Source organism: Pirellulales bacterium (assembly GCA_019636345.1).
Lineage (GTDB): Bacteria > Planctomycetota > Planctomycetia > Pirellulales > Lacipirellulaceae.
The window spans coordinates 85,522-106,229 of sequence record JAHBXQ010000006.1 but is presented as its reverse complement, the minus strand read 5'-3'; the positions used below and the strand labels follow the sequence as shown (position 1 = coordinate 106,229).

The 20,708-nt window shown below is 65.8% G+C and carries 12 protein-coding genes; 5 read left to right on the top strand and 7 right to left on the bottom strand.

The window, feature by feature from the left end:
* Positions 1 to 28 precede the first annotated feature (28 nt).
* Positions 29 to 3,013 (bottom strand): PEP-CTERM sorting domain-containing protein, encoded by a 2,985-nt coding sequence (locus KF688_15015; GenBank protein MBX3426986.1) that lies wholly within the window; start codon positions 3,011 to 3,013, stop codon positions 29 to 31.
* A gap of 287 nt (positions 3,014 to 3,300) precedes the next feature.
* On the opposite strand from KF688_15015, the gene KF688_15010 reads away from it, so the two are divergent.
* Complete coding sequence (locus KF688_15010; GenBank protein MBX3426985.1) at positions 3,301 to 4,122, top strand: hypothetical protein; 822 nt, start codon at positions 3,301 to 3,303, stop codon at positions 4,120 to 4,122.
* Positions 4,123 to 4,392: 270 nt separating this feature from the next.
* Here the strand turns inward: KF688_15010 and KF688_15005 are convergent, their stop codons facing one another.
* The gene (locus KF688_15005) at positions 4,393 to 6,705 is read right to left on the bottom strand and encodes a UvrD-helicase domain-containing protein (GenBank protein MBX3426984.1); all 2,313 of its coding nucleotides are present in this window, start codon (positions 6,703 to 6,705) and stop codon (positions 4,393 to 4,395) included.
* 495 nt (positions 6,706 to 7,200) lie between these two features.
* Between KF688_15005 and KF688_15000 the strand changes: the two genes are divergently transcribed.
* The 3 genes from KF688_15000 to polX all read left to right on the top strand — a co-directional run bounded on the left by KF688_15000 (position 7,201) and on the right by polX (position 11,007).
* Positions 7,201 to 7,473: a DNA-directed RNA polymerase subunit alpha gene (locus KF688_15000; protein MBX3426983.1), complete on the top strand. Its 273-nt coding sequence runs from the start codon at positions 7,201 to 7,203 to the stop codon at positions 7,471 to 7,473.
* A gap of 610 nt (positions 7,474 to 8,083) precedes the next feature.
* On the top strand, positions 8,084 to 9,049 hold the full coding sequence (locus KF688_14995) for a hypothetical protein (protein MBX3426982.1): 966 nt from the start codon (positions 8,084 to 8,086) through the stop codon (positions 9,047 to 9,049).
* Positions 9,050 to 9,246: 197 nt separating this feature from the next.
* Positions 9,247 to 11,007, top strand: a complete 1,761-nt coding sequence (gene polX / locus KF688_14990) for a DNA polymerase/3'-5' exonuclease PolX (protein MBX3426981.1) — start codon at positions 9,247 to 9,249, stop codon at positions 11,005 to 11,007.
* Here the strand turns inward: polX and KF688_14985 are convergent.
* The 5 genes from KF688_14985 to KF688_14965 all read right to left on the bottom strand — a co-directional run bounded on the left by KF688_14985 (position 10,994) and on the right by KF688_14965 (position 18,810).
* Positions 10,994 to 14,218, bottom strand: a complete 3,225-nt coding sequence (locus KF688_14985) for an efflux RND transporter permease subunit (GenBank protein ID MBX3426980.1) — start codon at positions 14,216 to 14,218, stop codon at positions 10,994 to 10,996. The genes polX and KF688_14985 overlap by 14 nt on opposite strands.
* 115 nt (positions 14,219 to 14,333) lie before the next feature.
* Positions 14,334 to 15,689, bottom strand: a complete 1,356-nt coding sequence (locus KF688_14980; GenBank protein MBX3426979.1) for an efflux RND transporter periplasmic adaptor subunit — start codon at positions 15,687 to 15,689, stop codon at positions 14,334 to 14,336.
* Positions 15,690 to 15,917: 228 nt separating this feature from the next.
* Positions 15,918 to 16,214 (bottom strand): YggU family protein, encoded by a 297-nt coding sequence (locus tag KF688_14975; protein ID MBX3426978.1) that lies wholly within the window; start codon positions 16,212 to 16,214, stop codon positions 15,918 to 15,920.
* An 8-nt stretch (positions 16,215 to 16,222) separates the two neighbouring features.
* Positions 16,223 to 16,930, bottom strand: a complete 708-nt coding sequence (locus KF688_14970; protein ID MBX3426977.1) for a YggS family pyridoxal phosphate-dependent enzyme — start codon at positions 16,928 to 16,930, stop codon at positions 16,223 to 16,225.
* Positions 16,931 to 16,947: 17 nt separating this feature from the next.
* Positions 16,948 to 18,810: a hypothetical protein gene (locus KF688_14965; GenBank protein MBX3426976.1), complete on the bottom strand. Its 1,863-nt coding sequence runs from the start codon at positions 18,808 to 18,810 to the stop codon at positions 16,948 to 16,950.
* Between the two features lie 480 nt (positions 18,811 to 19,290).
* On the opposite strand from KF688_14965, the gene KF688_14960 reads away from it, so the two are divergent.
* Positions 19,291 to 20,664, top strand: coding sequence for a DUF1080 domain-containing protein (locus KF688_14960; protein ID MBX3426975.1), 1,374 nt, complete (start codon positions 19,291 to 19,293; stop codon positions 20,662 to 20,664).
* The last annotated feature ends 44 nt before the right edge of the window (positions 20,665 to 20,708 follow it).

Sequence of the window (20,708 nt, the reverse complement as noted above, 5' to 3'; positions counted from 1 at the left end):
TGCGGTACGAGTTGAGAGCCTTATGAGTCTATGACATTGCCGCGCGTCGACCTGAGCCCATTGAGAATAATCCCGAAAGGAGCAGGGCGACGGTCGCAGGTTCAGGCACAAATACGCCGTCGTTGAGGGCGGTAAGCATGAATCCGCTTGCGCTCGGAGTGATTTCGTAGATGAATCCCGGTGCAAGATTGTGAATCTCGAAAGAGGCGCCGCTCAGATCGGCGTTCCCGCCGACATTGAGGAACTCGAACTGCTGCCCCTGTTGCGGGGCGAAGCCGTCGAGAAACTTCAGCACTATCGTGCCGTCAATCGTCACGTCGCCGCCCACGATCAGTTGGTCGTGCTCCGTATCCGGCGCAAGTCCGGCGATCTCGACAATCCACCGGCCCCCGGGTTCGACAACAAGATCAGCGTTGATCGTGCCGGCGCCGGGAGAGCTGCCGGTCTCCAAATCACAACCGGAGAGGCAAACGACGGAGCCGCGCCGGTGAACGATTCCGTTGGCGACGTTGATCGTGCCCGCGACGGCGAGACGGCCGCCGTCGAGCACGTAAACGTGGTCTCTCACATCGGTCCCGCGGAGGATCTCCTCGAGTATACGTTCACTGGGACCCACGAAGATTCCGCCGCCGTCGAGCACGTCCACGATCCCGTTCTCGCCGACCACTAATTCTTGATGGATTTCGAGCCGACCTGGAGTCTCGAAGCCCAAGGCAGGAAGCCCCAGAACCGTGAGCTGGCCAGAGGCTTTCTCCGGGGCCCTGCCCGGCGCGGCCGGCAGATGCGGCCCCACAATCACGGCGGTTGTCGCGGCAACTGCTCCGTCCGAAACGACCATTAGTGCAATGTCGCTGCCGAGGACGTGCCGATCGCCCACCTGAATTTCCAACGCGGCGTTCTCGGGAACCCAAATGGCAGAAGGAAATCCACCCAGCGCAGGTTCGAGGTTGGCCAGGGAAAGTGAGCCATCGGGATGAATTGTCCACTTGGCTCCTTCGTTCGGATCAACGGTCAGCACGCCGCCGTTGGTGACGAGGACGTCCGCCTCGCCGAGTTTTCCAATGTTCCAATTGGAAGTCGTGAGCGTCGAGCGACTTTCATTGGCGGCTGGGTTTCCCGAGTACCCGTCGACAACGATGCGAGCATTGGAGCCGAGATTGTCGGCCATCGCGATCTTATTGGCCGTTAATTTCCCGCCCAACAGGATTTCGATCGTACCGTCGCCGCCATCGCCGACCAACACGTCATCCAAGGTCGCCCGGCCGTCGTTGGTGATCACCAGCGTGCCACTTCCGCCACTTAGCAAGAAGTTTTGGTCATCACCGAGAGTGAGTCGATTTGCGTCGAGATGGCCTTCGTACGACACCGTGAATCGTGCTGTTTCGCCGTCGCCGATCACCATCGCATCCGCGAAGAGGGTGGCCTGGCCCGTCACTTCGCCCGTACCTTCGATCCAAACGTAGTGGCTGAATTGGATATCTGCCGAGTTGTCGATTCTGAATTCGCTACCGTGGGGGACGATCACAGGAAAGCCGGGAAACACCGCGCTATTGGCGCTGCCAGTGCTGTGCTGCGGCTGAAATTGTGGATCCGCGTCCTCTGGAACCGATGCACTCGCGACGCTAACGGAGATATCCTCGCCTCCCGAAATCGTAAATTTGACTGGACTTCCGGGCTGACCGATCGTCAGTTTGCCGCCATTGAAGGCGGCACCGTTGAGGTCGAGCGTCATGTCGCCAGTTAGGACGCGCGTCTCACCCACCGTCGTGTCGGCGTCGAGCGTGACGGTGTACATGCCGGATTGGTCAAACGTCGCCGTATCGGCCGTGTTCGGCACGACGCCTGCCGCCCATTTCGTTCCATCCGCGAAAACGCCGTCCACAGCATTGGCCCAGCGGAATACGGGGTCGAGTCGATAGTGCATCGACGTTCCACCTTCGAAGAAGATCTGGGCGGCGATTTGGCCGCTGTTGTTGAGCGACTCTGTGCTCAAGCGGATGTTAGAGATCACATTTCCGTCAAGAACCGTGCCGGCCGACAGGATCGCGTCCGGCGTCGTTCCGCTTGAGCCCAAGTACAGCCGCCGCGTTCCTCCAGCATCATCGCCCACGAACGCCACACGACCGTGGTCATTTAGCGACAGCTCCGATTCTAGATTGATACCCAGTGACGAGCTGAGCACAGTGCCGAGGCCGCCTGCCGACTTGAGAAGAATCTCTTCAGGCAGCCGAGCAATTGACGGGCTGTAAGCAATTTGCCCGGCGTTGTTTAGCGAGAACCGACCGGGGCCTTCGGAAAGCTCTGTAACGGAGCCATTTTCGGCCAGGAAAATCCCTGAAGCAGTAGGGTTAATGGGGTCGCCCGTCCGATAGTTGGAAAAAAACAGGACCCGGCCCGCGTCATCCAGCATTGGTGACGAAGGAAAAAAAAAGGAATATGTCGGGTGACTCTCATCGACCACCGTTGTCAACGGTCCGCCGCTCCCAACATTAAGTCCTGTTCTAGGAACGCCTTGATCGTCGCGATAGGCATTACTGTAGGCCACCAATCCGGCATTGTTGATCGACACACGCGTGTTGGTAGTCGGCGTCGTCCCATCCTCTTGAGTTTGCGCGATCGTAGTTAGCGGCCCGCCGCTGCCGGCGACCACGAGGAGATCCGCGGTGAGTCGAGCGGGCATCGCTACGATCCCCGCATCGTTGATGGATACGGTCGGTCCGAAAGTGACGTAAGGAGATGAGTTGGTGTCGGAAATCGTGGTGACCGCGCTTCCATCAGAGCGGAACACAGCCCAACGATTACCTAGGGTAGACATCGCAAACGCGACGTCCCCCGACGCGTTGATAGCCGGCGGCTGGGAAGTACTCCAGCCAAGCTCATTCCCCGCGTCGGGCAGAAGCGACGAATCATCGAGACGAATGAAATCGTACGACTGCGCATGCGCCAGCGAGGCCACAAGAATCGAGAGATAGACGACGGCAATGATTCTTCGTAAGTTCACAATTTCACTCATGCAAACCCGCCCGGTTCGGGATCAAGGTTGGCGTGCCGCCGAAGGCCAGCCAACTCAAGGCGACCGCCGCTGCAACCGCCCGTCACGACAACAGCGACAACGCAGCAACCATGCAGGCGTCAAGCCGGCAAGCGTATTTCCAGCGGTGTGGAACGTCATGAACTTTCCCTTCAAAATGCGGGACAGCACCTGAAATTATTGATTCCGTCGCTGCTTTTGCGATACTCGTAAATGCGAGGGGTGTCCCCAAGCCGGCACGTTCTTCTCTTCTCCCGCGGCTATTTTCCATGAGCGAAACGGCCCACCTGCGAGCCAGCGACTACCGGTCCATGTTCCGGTTGATCGGCGAGTGTCGCGACCTGGGGGCCGATCCGCACGCTTGGCGGCTCCATCTACTCACGCAGCTCTGCGCACGATTGGGCGCGCGCGTGGGCGCTGGCGGCGAAGCGACCGGCATGGCGCGCCAGCAATTCATTCCCCTATCCACCGTCGACATGGGCTGGGAAAACGACGCCCAGCGTCAAGCCATGTTCGAGTGGATGGAGTTTCAATCCCAACAGAATTCGCCCGCGGCGCTGTTGCCGTTCCCTGGGCCGATTGCCCGATCGCTTGTCGTAGGCCGCGACGACGTGTTCACGGATGACCAGTGGTACAACTCGGTCCAATTTTGCGATTACGTCCGTCGCTCGGAACTCGATCACATCCTGCTTTCACTACAACGAATTGCCCTCGGCCCGGACCACTTCTGCGGCCTGATGATCATGCGTTCTCTGGGCGAACGCAGGTTCGCCGGTCGGGATAAGCTGTTTTTGGCGACGCTGCACGGGGAATTGGCGCCGATGGTGGGACGCCAGTTGGCCGCCGCCCATGAGCCGTCGGCGATGCAGCTCTCGCCGCGGCTCCGACAAGTCCTCGAGGGCCTCCTCGAAGGCAACGCCGAAAAGCAGATTGCTCAGCGGCTTAACCTCAAGACGCAAACCGTCAACCAGTACGTCAAAGCGATTTATCGCCATTTTCGCGTCAATAGCCGCGCGCAGCTCATGGCACGTTGGATTCGGTTCGACCGCGGCCGGCCGGTCAACAGTCATGGTTCGACTCGATTTGAGTAAGGACCGGTCTCGCCGTACGTATCGCCCTGGCAGTGCTCATCTGCGAATGAGAAGCCCACGCACTACGCCTGCGGAAATGCCACAACGGAGCAGTTTCTTGCCCAAACCAAGCTGCAAGGAGGGCGTGTCCTGCGTCACTTCGGCACTGGCCGAAACTGCGTCGGACCGCCACGCCTGCGTGGCGAGCAGTTTCCTGTGCGGCCTGCCCTCGAAGCGGAGTCGAGCCACGTTAGGTGATGCCGTTCACCCCGTGCTGTGCGAGGCGGCGGCCTATCGCCCCGCGGGGCGCAAGGGGCTGTGGGCGAGGATGAAACGGCGTTCGCCGGCTTTGGCGAATTGGACCGTGGCGCGGCGGTTCTTGCCGCTGCCCGAGAGGGCGGTGATTTTGCCCGGGCCGTGGTCGGGGTGGATCACCGTCATCCCCTGGGCGAAGTCCTCGGGCGAGCAGCGCGGGGGGGCGGACTCCGCGGCGCCGGCGAGCCGGGCGGCCGTGGTCACCTGGGCGGCGGCGACGCGCAATCCGGCGGACCCCGCGGCGGGCGCAACCGGCGGCGCGCCGGACGCGAACTGCTCGACGTCGAACGAGACGTCGCCGTGGTCGTCGGCATGGTCCCAGGCGTCGCCGTGGGCGCCGAACTCGTCGTGATCCAGGCCGACGTCGTCGATGAAGTTGGGCATCTCCATCTCGTCGCGGGGCATCTCGAGCAGGAATTCGCTGGGGACGGTCCGGCGGCGCTGGCCGCGGAAGTCGCGGTGGACGGCGTAGCTGAGCTGCAGTTCCTCGCGGGCGCGGGTGATGCCGACGAAGGCGAGGCGGCGTTCCTCCTCAAGCTGCTCGGGTTGATTCGTGCTGCGTTCGTGGGGCAGCAGCCCCTGCTCGACGGCGATCATGAACACGACGGGGAATTCGAGTCCCTTGGCGGCGTGGAGCGTCATCAGGGTGACCGCGTCGCGCTGGTCGTCCCAGGCGTCGGTTTCGTTGACCAGCCAGGCGTTTTCGAGGTACTGCTCGAGTTGCCCGCCGCCGGGCTGGGCTTCGTCGAACTGGCGGGCGTCGGTCAGCAGTTCTTCGATGTTCGCCAGCCGGTTGAGATCCTCTTCCGATTCGCTGTCGCGGTACTGGGCGCGGTAGTCGGTCTCGGCCAGGATCGTGCCGAGGATCTCCTCGACGTCGGCCGCGGCGAGCGATCCGAGCTTGTCGGCGAGTTTGACGAAGGCGAGGACGCTCTTGGCCCCGCGGGGGGCGAGCCCCTCGATCTGCGCCGCCTCGCGAGCCGCGTCCAAGAGCGGAATCCCGTGGACGTACGCGTGCTCGCTCACGAGCTGTATTGTCTTGCGGCCGATGCCGCGCGGGGGGGAGTTGATCACCCGCAGGACGGCCTGATCGTCGCGGGGGTTGTTGACGAGCTGGCAGTAGGCCAGCACGTCCTTGATCTCCTTGCGCTGGTAGAACTCGAGCCCGCGGATCATGTGATAGGGGACGTTCGCCAAGCGCAAGGCCCGTTCGAGGGAGCGGGACAACGCGTTGATGCGGTAAAAAATCGCGAAGTCGCGGGCCCGGCGCCCGGCGGCGATCTGGCGGGCGATGGTCACGGCGATGCCCGCCGCTTCGTCGTCCTGATGGGCGTAGCGGGCGAGGCGCACCGGGCGCCCTTCGTCGTTCTCGGTGAACAGCCGCTTGGGTTTGCGTTTGACGTTGCGGCGGATGAGCTCGTCGGCGACCCGCAGCACGGCCTTCGTGCTGCGATAATTCTGTTCGAGCCGCACGACTTTCACTTGCGAGTAGTCGCGTTCGAATTGCAGGATGTTGTTGATGTCGGCGCCGCGCCAGCCGTAGATCGACTGATCGGGGTCGCCCGTGACCGCCAGATTGGGGTAGTCCATCGACAACGCCCGCAGCATGACGTACTGGGCGCGGTTCGTGTCTTGGTACTCGTCGACCAGCACGTAGCGGTAGCGCTCGTCGAGGACGGCGCGGACGTCGGCGTTCTCGTAGAGCAGCGTCGCGACGTGGAGGAGCAGGTCGTCGAAATCGACTGCCGCGCTCGCCAGCAGCCGCTTTTGGTAGGCGGGGTACGCCTCGGCGACGACGTGAGAGATGGCGCTCCCCACGCGCGGCTCGTATTTGTCGGCCGTGATCAGTTGATTCTTTGCGGCGCTGATCGCCCCGGCGATTCGATCGGGGGTGTAGTGCGCGATGCGAATCTTCGCCGCCTCGATGACCCGCTTGAGGGTCGCGCGGGCGTCGTCCGTGTCGTAGATCGTGAAGTTGGGGGCCAGCCCCACGTAATCGCCGTATTGCCGCAGCAGCCGGGCGCCGAAGCGGTGAAAGGTGCTGACCCACACTCGCTGCCCCGGGGCGAGTCGCTCGACCCGCTGGTGCATCTCCTCGGCCGCCTTGTTGGTGAACGTGAGGGCGAGGATTTGGGAGGCGGGCACTCCGGAGCGGAGGAGGTGGGCGATGCGGTGGGTGACGACCCGCGTCTTGCCGCTGCCCGGCCCGGCGAGGACGAGCATCGGCCCGTCGACATGGGTCACGGCCTCGCGCTGGGCGTCGTTCAGGGGAGCGAGAAGCGGATCCATGCGAGGGGGGCCAAGGGGGAAGGGAGAGGGCGAGAGCGGAGTCCTGCATCCTATGCCTTCGCGGCGGGGAGCGCCAATGCTGGCAAGCGACGGATAGGGACACCCATTTGCGTCCTTGGGAGGGCGCCTGGGGGCGCAGCGCAGCGGAACCCCCAAGGGATTCGCTGGGGGCTCACTTCGTTCGACCCCAGGCGCCCATCAATTTGGCAAACTGGCATCACATTCGAACGACGACGCCGTGCCTCCGCGGCGTCCTTTGCGGCGAGGCCCGCACGCCCGACAGGGGGCTCGCAAGCGGAAAATTCTGCCCCGCTTTCGGGAAATTGTTTGCTTCTCCCCGCCCCCTGTTTGGTATATTTCGCCGCAATTGACGCCGTCGCTGGGATTGCGACTTCTGGAGCGTAGCGGGACGCTGGCCAAGAAGTCGCCGCTTGTGCGATCGGGGTCGCGCCGCGTTGATTGCTCCATTCTTCACCACCGGGGAGGGATTCCCACATGTCGCGGATTCCGCTGAACAAGATTGAATTGGCGAATCAGGGTCTCAAGGATCGCCTGGAAATGAGCACCGCCGAAATCGGCTTGGCGGTCAGAACGACCAACTGCCTCGAAGAGCGAGGCATCTTCACCGTCAACGACCTGCTGCATTGCACTCGGCAGGACCTGTTGAGCATCTCGAACTTCGGCGAGAAGACGCTCGAAGAAGTTTACAAGGCGCTCGAAGCGATCGGTTTCCCCCGGCCGCAGCGCAAGAACCGCTCGCCGCGCTGATCGGGAGTCGCGCCGAGGCGCCTATTCTTTTCGCGTCGCCTCGCAGGACGGCGCTCTGCGCACGTACGCATGAAACCGCGACGGCACGACGAGCAGCAGCCTCTCGTGCCGTCGCGGTCGACTTTGTCCGGGGTGCGCGCTGCGCCGACTGTCCGGCGCCAGCAACGGCGAATTCTTGCTCGCCGCTTGCGCAGCGAACGAACGGGTTGGTCGTTCCGTTCGTATCTCTCATGCCGGGCGGATCCGCAACGCCCGGCGCGACCTTGCCTGCGTTGCGGGCGGTGCGCGTGGCGATTTCGCAACACGCCCCGTCCCCGGCGTGGAATCGCGGCAACACGGCTCCCGGTCGCGGATCGTGGGCTAAATTTGCCCAGAGGTCGTGACGGTCGGGGCCGCGACGACGGATCGTTTCCGCGACGCCGGCGCCGACAGCAGCGACCGCTCCCCTTTTCCCAGGACGCAAAGTCGTCCCAGGGCAAATTCATCGCCAAATGCCGCGCCGCGCGGGGGAAACAGTTGCCTCGCCGGGCCCCGGCAGTGTAAATGTGAACTGTACGGCGACCGAACGCTCGGCGCCGGCCGACCCCTTATCGAACGAAAGACCCTGACGATGAACCGACTGTTGGTCCGCTCGCTGCGTGCGGCCGTCGCCGCTTTGACGCTGGCCTTGGGCGCGATCCCTGCCCAGGCCCAGTGCGATACGTGCGCGACGCCGGTCGCCGTCGCCCCCGTGACCGTCGGCTACGCTCCGACCGTCACGTACGAGCCGTACACCGGCTGGTATCCGGGCAAGCTGTTCGACCAGATGCGAGTGCGACGTTGGACTCGCAACGCGACGCCGACCTATACCGCGGCTTACGCCCCGGCAGCGTACACGTCGAGCTACACGCCGTACGTGGCGTCCTACGCCCCGACGAGCTACACGGCCGCCTACGCCCCCGCGGCAACGGCGTACACGCCGTACACCGCCAGCTACGCCTACACGGCTGCGTACGCTCCGTACGTCACCGCGTACGCTCCGCTGCAGCGGACGTCGTACTACGCCCCGGCGATGCTGCGGCCCGTCGTGGCGATGGCGCCGGTCGTGGCCGACGGCGGCTGTTCAGCCTGCTCGGCGTGCGGCAGCACGTGCGACGCATGTTCGGGGGGCGTGACGCAGGCCGTTTACGCCGACCAATACGCGGCCCCGTCCGGCGGGTGCGCCTCGTGCGCGGCGGGAAGCGGCACGCCGTACTACGGCGGCGGCAACGTCAGCAGCGGACCGTACGTCGGCGAGCAAACTCCGCAACCGCGGATCGAGCCGACCCCGGCCAGTCCGCAGTACGACGTGAACCGCCCGCAAACGCCGCCGGCCGATCCGGCGCCGGTCGAAGAAGAGGACGCCGCGGCGAGCCACTATCCGTCGCTGCTGAAACCGGCGAACGACCGCACGGCAAGCCGGCCGAGCGTCGACGTGTGGAACGCGGTCTATCAGCGGCCCGCACGCCAGGACCAAGTGAGCACGTCGGCCGCTGCGACCGAAGTGCAATCGCGCGAGCGGACCTCGGCCGAGCTGAATTCAGACCTCTGGCATTAAGCCTGATTAGCGGCAACCGCCGGCAACTTTCCGACACGACCCAGAGCCCTGGCCGCCCCGCGCGGCCGGGGCTTTTTTTTGCCTTGGTGAGAAGGAATGGGTGACGCGGAGAACCCGGTCGGACCTCGACAGTTTACGAGCGTCGCCCTTCGGCCTTCGTCCTTCCCCGCTCCGCCGACCTTGCTAAACTCGCGGTTATGACCAATCGCGAGATCGCCGTCGTATTTGATCAAGTGGCCGACCTGCTCGAGTTCCAGGGAGCCAACCCGTTTCGCGTCCGGGCCTATCGCACCGCGGCCCGCAAGGTCGGCGACCACGCCGAGCCGCTCGCGGAGATCGCCGAGGACCCCGTGCGGTCGCTCACCGACATCGACGGCATCGGCAAGGATCTCGCTGAGAAAATTGAAACGTTGCTGGCGACCGGCAGCCTGCCGATGCTTGCCGAACTGCAGGCCGCGATTCCCGCCGGGGTGATGGCCCTGCTGCGCGTGCCGGGGCTGGGTCCCAAGAAGGCGGCGGCTCTGCACGAACAGCTTGGCATCGCTTCGCTGGAAATGCTTCGCGCCGCGTGCGAAGCGGATCAGGTGAGCCAGCTCAAAGGGTTCGGCGAAAAGACCCAAACGACGATCCTCAAAGGGATCGACTTGGCCGCGACCGCCGACCAGCGCACTCGCTGGGCCGACGCCGACGCGATTGTCGCCGACCTGCGGTCCCACTTGGAGGTCGTCCCGGGGGTGCGGCAGCTCGAAGCGGCCGGCAGCTACCGTCGCGGCAAGGAGACGGTGGGAGATCTCGACTTCCTCGTCGACGCCGACGACGCGGCCCCCGTGATGGACCGGCTGGGCGAGTATCCCAGCGTCGCCGAGGCGATCGCCCGCGGCGACACGAAGATGTCGGTCCGGTTGGCCAGCGGCCTGCAGGTCGACCTGCGGGTCGTTCCCGCGCGGTCGTTCGGCGCCGCGTTGCAGTACTTCACGGGATCGAAGGACCACAACGTCGAGCTCCGCGGACGGGCCAAGGCCCGCGGGCTGAGGGTCAACGAGTGGGGCGTTTTTCGAGTCGATCCTGACGCCGACCCCGACGCGAAAGACGCCGGACCGCAGAGCGGCGAGTACGTCGCCGGGCGAACCGAGGCGGAGGTTTACGCCGCGCTCGATCTCCCCTGTTTTCCGCCGGAGCTGCGCGAGGCGCGGCAAGAGTTTCGCTGGGCCGAGGCAGGCGAACTGCCCGCACTCGTCGAGCTTGCCGACCTGCGAGGCGATCTGCACCTTCACACGACGGCGACCGACGGCGCGGCCACGCTCGACGAGATGATCGCCGAGGCCCGCCGGCGGGGTCTGGAGTACATCGCCGTCACCGACCACTCGAAGCGGGTGACGATGGCCCGCGGCCTCGACGCCGACCGGCTGCGGCGCCAATGGGCCGAGATCGATCGGATCAACGCCGATCTGGACGACTTCACCGTCCTCAAAGGGATCGAGTGCGACATCCTCGAGAAGGGGGGCATGGACCTTCCCGACGACGTGCTGGCCGAGGCCGACTGGGTCGTCGCCAGCGTCCACTACGGCCAGAACCAACCGCGTGCGCAGATCACCGAGCGGATCCTCGGTGCGCTCGCCCATCCGCACGTCGACGTCATCGCCCATCCGACCGGCCGGCTCATCAACCGTCGCGAGGCGTATGCGGTCGACGTCGAAGCGATGATCGCCGCGGCGGCGCAGCACGGCAAGTTTCTGGAGCTCAACGCGAATCCCGCCCGGCTCGATCTCGACGACGTCCACGCGGCCGCCGCCAAGCGGCGCGGCGTGTCGATCGTCATCTCCAGCGACGCCCACAGCACCGAGGGGTTCGACGTGCTGCGCTACGGCGTCCTCCAAGCTCGCCGAGCCGGCCTCGCCGCCGCCGACGTCGCCAACACGCGACCGTGGGAGGAACTGAAGCGACTTATCGACCGATGACGCCAGGGATGCTGTTCGGGGCGGAGAATCGACGCAAGCGGCGGCGGTCGCTCCACCCATAGCTCAAGCTGTAACAGACCGGGATGACCACCAGCGTCAGAACGGTCGCGAAGGCCAGGCCGAAGACGATCGCGGCGGTGAGAGGCTGCCAGAATTCGGCCCCGCCGGAGATGTTCAACAGCAGCGGCAGGAGCCCGCCGATCGTCGTCACGGTGGTCAACAGCACGGGGCGCAGGCGGTTGATCCCCGCTTCCAAGAGCGCTTCGCGCGTCGGCAGCCCGCGCCGACGGGCCTGATTCGTGAAGTCGACCAGCACGATCGCGTCGTTGACCACGATGCCGGTGAGGCTCACCAGCCCGATGAACGTGGCCAGACTGAACGGGTATCCCAGCGCCCACATCCCCAGCACGACGCCGATAAAGCTCAGCGGCACTGCCGCCATGACGATCGCGCTTTGCCGGAAGCTGTTGAACTGGGCCACGAGGATCCCGAAGATCAGTGCGGCGCCGATCGCCATGCTGTAGGTGAGGATGCGGAAGTTCTTGTCGCGTTCCTCGTTCTCGCCGGTGAATTCGGCGAGGATCCCTTCGCTGGGCGTGGTCGGCGTGCCGTAAAACGCCGCGGGGTCGGACTCGCTGGAGCGGAATCCCAACTGCGGCAGCACTTCCTCGCGCAGCACCTTGAACACGTCGTCGGGAAGCGTCGGCTCGACGACGTCGCACTTGGCCGTCACGGCCCGATTGCGATCGTAACGGTTGATGCTGAACAGCCCGGCGCCGCGCTCGAACGACACCAACTCGCCGAGGGTGGTCCGCTTGCCGTCGGGACCGGTCAGCATGAGCCCTTCGAGGGCCTTGAGGTCGGATTGATACTTCGGATCGAGTTGCAGTCGCAGCGTCACGTCCTCGTCGTCCAGGGGAAGCTCAATCTGCGAGTCGCCGGCGATCGCCATCTGCACGGCCCGGGCCACCTGGGCGCCGTTGACGCCGTACAGTCCCAGGATCTCGGACTTGGGCTTGACGACGATCTCGGGGTTGTCGTCGCGATAGTCGGTCGTCGCATCGACCGTGCCCCGGACCTTGGCGATTCGGGCCGCGACGAATTTCCCGATCCGGCCCAGTTGGTCGAGATCTTTGCCTGTGAAGCGGACCGCGACGTCGGCGCCCCCGGGAGGGCCGTCCTCAATCTCCTTGATCGACAGCTTCATCCCGGGCCAGGGCTCGATGCTGCGGCGCAGGTCGGCGATGACCTCCTGCTCGTGCACCATGCGGTCGAGCGGCGAAAGCAGATCGACCATAATCTCGCCGAACTCGGGGCCGGTGGCCGCGTCGTCGTCGACGCGCATCGACAGGCCTCCCGACGAGCCGACCGCGGTGACGTACTGCCGCAGCACGCCGCGGCGTTCCCATTTGCGAAGGGGCTCGGCGACGACCTCGGCTGCGGCGAGGGTCTGCTCGATGCTGTACCCCAGGGGCAGTTCGTACTTGATGATGAACTGCCCGCGATCGCTGGGGGGAAAGAACACGAACCCCAGCCTGCCGAACAGCGCCCCGGCGCCCACCAGGGCCAGCAGCGACATCATGACGACCGCCGCCCGATTGTCGAGCGACCACCGCAGCACGACCGCGTAGAAACGAGTGCCGGGGCCGAGGTTCGGCCGCACGCGCGCCGCCACGGGGTCGGCTGTTCCGGCGGCTACGGCGGCGAACACGGCCGACTCGTCGGCATGCGGCTTCCGCTGCTTGTACCATTTGGCGGCCAACGCGGGGATCACGAAGTGGTCGACGAGCACAGACCCCAACAGCGCCACGCTGACCACCTTGGGCATGACGCCCATGAAGTCGCCCATAATCCCCGGCACGATCAGCATCGGCAGGAACGCCGCGACGGTGGTCAGGTCGGCCGCCAGGACCGGCAAGCCGACCTCCTCGATGCCCGTCTTCGCCGCCGTGACCGGGTCTTCGCCCCGCTCGATATGCCGATGGATGTTCTCCGCGACGATTATCGCCCCGTCGACGACCATCCCCAACACGAGGATGAAGCTGAACACGACCATGTTGGACACGGGAATCCCGGCAAAGTACAAAAACACCAGCCCCACCGCCGAGCTGAAGGGGATGGCGATGAGCACCAAGAGCGAGATCCGCAAGCCCATCGACCACGCCAGGATCACCAACACCAACAGGGCCCCGAACAGCGCACTCGACCCAAGCACGCGGAACATGATCCAGATCTCTTCGGAGGCGTCGCGCGAGGTCGAGAACTCGATGTCGGGATACTGCCGCCGCAGGTCCTCGACGAGGGCCTTTGTCGCCCGGGCGGCGCCCAGCGTGTTGATGTCCGATTCCTTGTAGACGATGATCGTCGCGCAGGTCCGGCCGTTGAGTTGCGAGTAGTTCTTGGCGCGTCGGTCGGCGTCGAGGACGGTCGCGACGTCGCGGACGCGGATCGCCTTGCCGTCGATGCTGGCGACGATCGCCTCGCGGACGTCGTCGAGCCCGCGGAATTTCGCCTCGTTGCGCAGCGTGGCGTCGTAGGTCCCCGTGTCGAGCGCCCCCGCGGGGATCTTGGCGTTGAAGTCCTGCAGCGCCTGGCGAACCTGATCGAACGTGAGCCCGTACTCGGCCAGCAGATAGGGGTTCACGTTGACGTGCAGCTCGCGCTCCTTGCCGCCGAAGAGCTGCGTGCTCGCCACGCCGTCGACCTGCGAGGCGATCTGCTCCTCGACTTCTTCGGCGATCTGCTTGAGCGCCCGCTCGTCGAATCCCGGCGGCCCCTGCAGCGTGACCAGCATCAGCGGGGCGTTCTCGAAATCGATCTTCGTCACCTCGGGCTGCACCTCGCGCCCGAGCGGCAACTGGTTGCGGATCTTGTCAACGAGGTCTTTCACCTCGCGCTTGGCGTGGTCGGGGTCGACCCCGTCGAGAAAGATCACCTGGGTGACCGACGCCCCCCGCATGCTCGTCGAGGCGATGAAGTCGACGCTCTGCAGCGACTCGAGCGCTTCCTCGATCTTGCGAGCGACCTCGTTCTCCGATTCGGTCGGCTGAGCGTCGGGGTAGGGGACCGCCACCAGCACGACCGCTTTGGTGATCGCCGGCGTCCGTTGCACCGGGGTGAACGAAGCCGCGTAGAGCGCAAGCAGCATCACCAAGATCGTGGCGATCGTCACGACCCGAGGGTGATCGACAGCAGCGGAGCTGATCTTCATGGCAGAGAAACGGCGTGGGAGAAGCGAACGGCGACGGCGGAAAAACGTCGATGCCGGAGATTCCTTGACGCCCGCTCCCTCTGCCGAGAGGGGTTCCCGAGGCCGATGCGACGAATCACAACGTCCGGCCCCCTGCGGCCTGCGTGCTTCGAACTTCGACGGAGCTCTCGGCGACCCCTTCCTCCAAGGGAGGCAGCTCGTTGGCGATTCGCACCGCTTGGCCGTCCGACAGACGAAACTGGCCGCGGGTGATCACGTTGGACAGCGACGTCGACTCGGTCGGCGCCACGACGACCGAACCTTGATCCGACCAATGCGGCAGCTCGACGCGACGGGCAAAATGGACCGGAGTCGTTCCCAGCGACCAGTACAACATTTCCAGCGGGGCGTTTTGAGACTCGACCGCAAACACGAATGCGCGATTTTGGCGGTACAGGATCGCGCTCGACGGGATCTCATATCCCTGAATACGATCCACCACGATCCGGGCCGTGCCGACCATGCCGGGCCTCAGCAACCGATCCTCGTTCGGCAAGCGGACCTCCACGGCGAACAGCGTCGTTTGCGGATCGGACGCTTCGGCGATGCGATAGACCTCGCCGTCGATCTGCGGCCAGGGGCGCCCGAACTGGTCTCGCCCTTCGAGTCGCACATGGGCCCGAAACACCGCGTCCTCGTTGCGAGCGTCCGCGGCTCGCCCGGTCGCAGACGCCGCCGTCAGCGCCGCGGCGCGACGGTTCTTCTCGACCGCCACCTGCCGCTGCTGCAGTTCGCGAATGCGGGACTCGGGGACGCTCACGACGAGCAGCATTTCCTCGTTTTGGAGCAGCTCGAAAACGATCTGATTCGGGGAGACCGACTCGCCCGGGTTGACCAATCGGCGCGAGATGGTCGCGACGACGGGACTGCGCAGCGTCGCGTCCTCAAGATTCTTGGTCGCCATCTCGAGCTGCGCTTCGGCAAGCGTGCGATCGGTGACGGCGGTTTGCAGGACCGTCTCGCTCACGGCGCCAGGATTGCGACGGCGAGCGTCCTGCAGTCGTTCGAGCTCGGTCGTCGCCAACTCGATGCGGGCCATCGCCTCGGCCCGTTGGGCCCGGAGGACACGGTCATCGAGAACGGCAAGGGCCTGCCCCGCTTCGACGCGGTCCCCTTCGTCGAGCGGAGCGCCGCCAGCGTCGGTTCCGAGCGTCAGCACGCGGCCCCCGACTTCGAACCCCACCGAGAACCTCTCCCACGGGCGCACGACGCCGGCGAAGGTCTCGGTCACCTCGCACATGCGGGGCGTCATGGGCAGGACGGTCACCAGCGCCTTGGGGGTCGCCGACGCCGCCAGCGGGCGAATCGGCAACTTGCCCGCCCCCGCTTGCTCTTGGCCCCGGGCGCTGAGCTTCCACATGACCCAGCCCGACACGATCGTCAGCACCACGAGCACGCCGTAGTGAACGAGCTTCTCGGTCAGGGCTTTCATGAGGAGGGAGCCAGGGCGGGCGACGGAGGGGAGCAAGCGGCGGGACGACGCGGGGCGTCGCTCTCATCATAGGCGAGCGAAAAACGGCCGGCAATCGCGACTGTCGGGCGATCGGGGCGCCTGAGGCCCGGTCTGAACATTGTTGCGACACGGCGCAAGAGGGGGCTCACGCGCCTCGCTCGCAGAGAAACGCCCCTGCGCTCGAAATCGCACAGGGCGGGCCGGACGCTATCGGCCGTCGCCCGTCAATTCGCCGATGCGGTTCCTGCAGATTTCCAGCGTGGCGCCGCGCAGCAGGACCCGTTTCTGCGAGCTTGTCGCTCCGGCGAGGATTTCGACGTCCCCCTTGGCGAGCCCGAACGCCTTCGCCAGCACGGCGACGACCGATTTGTTCGCCTTGCCCCCTTCGGGCGGGGCGTGGACATGCACCCGCAGGGCGCCGTCGTGGACTCCGGCCAACCCTTCGCGACTCGAGCCGGGCCTTACGCGCACCGGCACGACGACCCCCTCGGCGACGGCTTGCAGGGCGACGCTCACGACAATCCTTGAAACAGCCGCGAACCGACGCGAACCAGCGTCGCCCCTTCGGCGATCGCGGCGGGGAAGTCGTCGCTCATCCCCATCGACAGTTCCGCGAGCGAAATCCCCGCCGGCAAGCAAGCTTGCTCGCGATCGCGCAGCTCGCGCAGCGCCGCGAAGTTCCGCCGGGCCGTGACGAGGTTGCCGTCGTGAGCGGCCATGGTCATGAGCCCGCGAATGTCGACGTGCGCCAAGGTCGCCGCAAACTCAAGCGCCCGCGACAGCTCCTCGGGCGCGAATCCGCTCTTGGCGGCCTCGCCCGAGCAATTGACTTGCAGCAAGGCTTGCGCCGTGATCCCCTGTGCGGCCGCTTCCTCTTCGAGCGCCGCCAGCAAGCGCTCGCTGTCCACGCCGTGAAGCAGCGCCCCGAGCGCGAGCGTGCGGCGCAGCTTGTTCCGCTGCAAATGCCCCACAAGATGCCACCTCGCGCCGGCCAGCGCGGGGTCGGCAGCCTTGTCCCACAGTTGTTGCGGACGGCTCTCGCCGAGGTCCGCGCACCCGGCCGCCAGAACCAGCGCCGTCGTCGCTGCATCGACGTACTTGCTGACTGCCACGAGTCGCACGTCGCCCGGCTTGCGGCCCGCATCCGTCGCCGCCTGGGCGATCTCGTCGCGAAGCTGCGCGATGTTGTCGGCGATGATCGCTCGCGGGTCGCACGTCATGTCAGGCGAGGGCGCGCCTAGCCCTCGATCTCCACCAACTCGTCGAGCAAGCCGGACTCCGGGCAGAAACGGCCGGCGACGAACTCCGACGAGGTGTTCTGTCCCATGAAGGTGCGATTGCCGCGCGGGCCGTTCGAGCGGTAGAACAGCCACTGGTCTTTGCCGCTTTGGGCGCGGAAGGCGACGGCGTCGTCGGGCGACTTGATCTCCAGAAGCTCGGCCACCGTGAGCTGTCGCCAAGTGCACGGCTTCAGCGACCGAGCCGGGTGAAGATCGATCACCAGGGGCGCCGTCGCGGTCGTGCCTGTTCGCGTCGCGGACCAACGCAACGTCTCCGCGTCGCCCGTCAGTTCGCCGCCGCGGGGATCGGTGCGCCACTCGGCCAGCGCCACCGGCAGCACGCGATACTTCGCGTCGCTGCTGCCAAGCAGGCCGTCGCGGGTTTCGCGCTCGGGTTCCCACCGCACGTTCGGCCCGAGCGACAGGCTGCCGGCGTAACGCAGTTCGCCGGCGGGGGCGACGAAGTAATCAGCCAGCCACAGGAACCGCTGCTCGCGTGCGAGCATGATCTGGCGGTCGATCCGCCGCCCTTGCCCCAGTTCCAGCGACAGTTCCAGGAAATCGACGTCGGCGTCGCTGAACCAACACGTTTCCTCCCACGTGCCGGTCACGGGGATCGACTGGCCATCGACGGCCAACTCGACCCGCCACTGGCCGCAGAACACCTGCTGCTTGCCGACGATCGCTTCGAGCCGCAAGTGGGCGCCCGAAGAATCGACGGCCACGCTGGCGTCTTTCGAGGACCAGCCGGTCCGCAACAGCGACAGCTGGGACCACTCGCAACTGTCGCTGGGATCGGGCGTTTCGTGCGTCTTGCCGGCGCCGGCGAGCTTGCCGACCCAGCCCCGGCCCCAGGTCTCTTCGGCCGCGGCCGCGTCGCCCCGGTCTCCCCCCAGCCGCAGCGCGGCCTGCAGGAAATCGGCCGACCACCCGCTCGTCGCGGGATCGCTCAGCAGCGACCGGCCGCCGGGCGTCGACCATCGCACCGCCTGCCGCACGAGCCAACCATATTGATTTGCGGCCCGTTTGGTCCAGGGGGATTTCTTCATCGCCGACCCCGTCGCGGCCAATCGGGTCCAGCAGGCGACCAGCGGAAGCAATCCGCCGATGGTCGCGGCATGCGGCAGGCCTTCGCCGTTGAGCAGTTCTTCGGTCGCCTCGGCCAGCCGGTCGGCAGCACGTCGGCGCAAGTCGGTCGCGACGGCGATTTCGGGGAACAAGTAGGCGAGCGTCACCGGGAGTTCAATCGCCAGCAACTGCTGCGCGAGCATGGACGCCGCGGCGGTCGTCGCCAGCGGCTCGTCCCCGGCTGACGCCGCCTGCCGCGCCAGCGCATCGAGACAGCTCCACCACTGGGCCGGCGGCGTCGCCGCCGCCGCGAGCGGAAGCAAATGAGCCGCGGCGAGCGACGCGACGGCGAACCCGAGATCGCCCCGTGCTGCAGCTTCGCCCGACCAATCGAGCCAGGTCGCCAACGCATCGGCCAGCCGTCGCTGCGTCTTGGGCTTGAGCGATCCCTTGCCGGCGGGGCCGACGTTCAGTCCAGCCAGGGCGATCAGTTCCTGCGTCGCCGCAGGGAACTCGACGACCGCAAGTCCCCACGCCAGCGGCGTGTCCGCCGCTCGGCACAGCGTCGCCACGGACACGGGCCGCTTGCGTCCCGCAAGATAGGCCAGAAACGCAGCGGCGTCTCCGTTGCGAACCTTGCTCGGCGCGTCAGCAGTCCAGAACGCGGTGCGGGTCGCTTGTTCCGCCAGGGGAGCATCCGCACTGATCGCAGCTTTCTTAGCTTTCTTGTTCGTTTCGAGGGTCGCGGCCATAGTCCGTCCAGGTGCAGTGAGAACGCGGAGTCCGCTCCGCGCGAAGGCAAGCCCAACGGGCGAACGCGGCGCGAGGATCGCCCCAAGCAGCGATCCTCGCACGCGTTTTGCGGGGGCATTGTACGGCGCCGACCGCCCCCCGCGACAGGGGCCGATGGGCGCCGCGTCCGCCGCCGGCGACTTGCCTGACTCCCGGAGGGTCGTGATCCCATTTGCCAAACTTATGGGTGGCTGGGGTCGCAGCGCAGCGAAGCCCCCAGAGAATCCGCTGGGGGCTCACTTCGTTCGACCCCAGACACCCATCAACAGGCACCCATCAATTTGGCAAATGGTATCACGCCCCCCCGGAGACGGCGGTTGCACCGACGTGCGAATCGCGCGAGAATTGACGCCGCTGGGCCTCTTACTCCCGAGCGATCGACTTCTTCTCCACTGGGTCACCTCCACGGGATCGTCTCCACTGGCACGAGGCTTATTCTGATGAATCTTCGCTCCCTGGCCGCCGTCGTGATGCTGGCGGGCCTGTCGTCGGTCGTCCCGGTCGCTTTCGCTGCGGAGAAAGCGATCTCGCCCGACAAGTCCCGCTCGCTGTTCAACGGTCGCGATTTGACCGGGTGGAGCATCGATTGCCCTGAACTCGACAAGAATCCCGCCGCTCGCAAACCGTTTGCGGTGAGAGACGGCTTGCTGGTCAGCCTCGGCACTCCGGGGGGCCACCTCGTCACCGACAAGACGTACCGAGATTACCGGCTGGTCGTCGAGTACCGCTTCACCGGCAAGGGGGGCAATTGCGGGGTGCTGGTGCACGCCTCGAAGCCGAGAGCGCTGTACGACATGTTCCCGCAGTCGATCGAAGTGCAGATGCAGTCCGGCGAGGCCGGCGATTTCTGGTGCATTTGCGAGGACATCGTCGTGCCGAACATGGTCGAACGGCGCGGTCCGCGCGAGACCTGGGGGGTCGACGGGGACAAGAGCCGACGCATCCGCAATCTGACCGACGACTCCGAAAAGCCGCTCGGCGAGTGGAACCAGATGGTCGTCGAGTGCCTCGACGACGCGATTCGGGTGTGGATCAACGGCGATCTGGTGAACGACGGCGCCGAGTGCACCGCAACCCAGGGCCGCCTCGCGCTGCAGGCCGAGGGGACCGAGGTCGAGTTCCGCAAGATCGAGATCGGGCCCCTGGAGGACGAGGCCGACGGCGCGGCCCCCCCGGAGCGGAACGTTCCGAAGTTCGCCCCCCCGGTCGGCGCCAAGAAGCTCCCGCAGCCGGACGAAGTGTGGGTCGACTCGAAGCAGAAGCTCGTCTACGTCGATGGATACGTCTCGCTCCGCGAAGGGTATCTGGAGATGTTCGCGTGTCTCAAGGGGACCAAGGAGCACGAGGCGGTCGTCGCGGTCAAGTCGAGCGCGGCGACGGTCCACGCGGCGCTGGTGAGCATCGGCGCCAAGCAGGGCAAACCGGTCGTCTGGCAGCCGAAGTTCCAACCCCCGACCGGCGACACGATCGAGATCCGCATCCAATGGCTCGACCAGCAGGGCCAGGTCCAGGAAGCTCGGGCCCAGGACTGGATCCGCGACACGAAGACGAAACAACCGCTCAACTACGACTGGGTCTTCGCCGGCAGCAGCTTCTACACCGATCCGGAAACGGGCAAGAAGTACTACACCGCCGAGGGGGGGGACTTCATCTGCGTCTCGAATTTCTCGACCGCCACCCTCGACTTGCCGATTGAAAGCAGCCAAAGCACCGAGGGGCTGCTGTTCGAGGCGAACCCCGACAGTGTCCCGGAGCTCGGGACTCCCGTACGGCTGATCCTGAGCGTGAAGAAACCGGCGCAAAAGAAGCCGTAGCCCGGCGCTCACTCCCCCCCAGTCGTCGGCGGCGCATTTGCCGC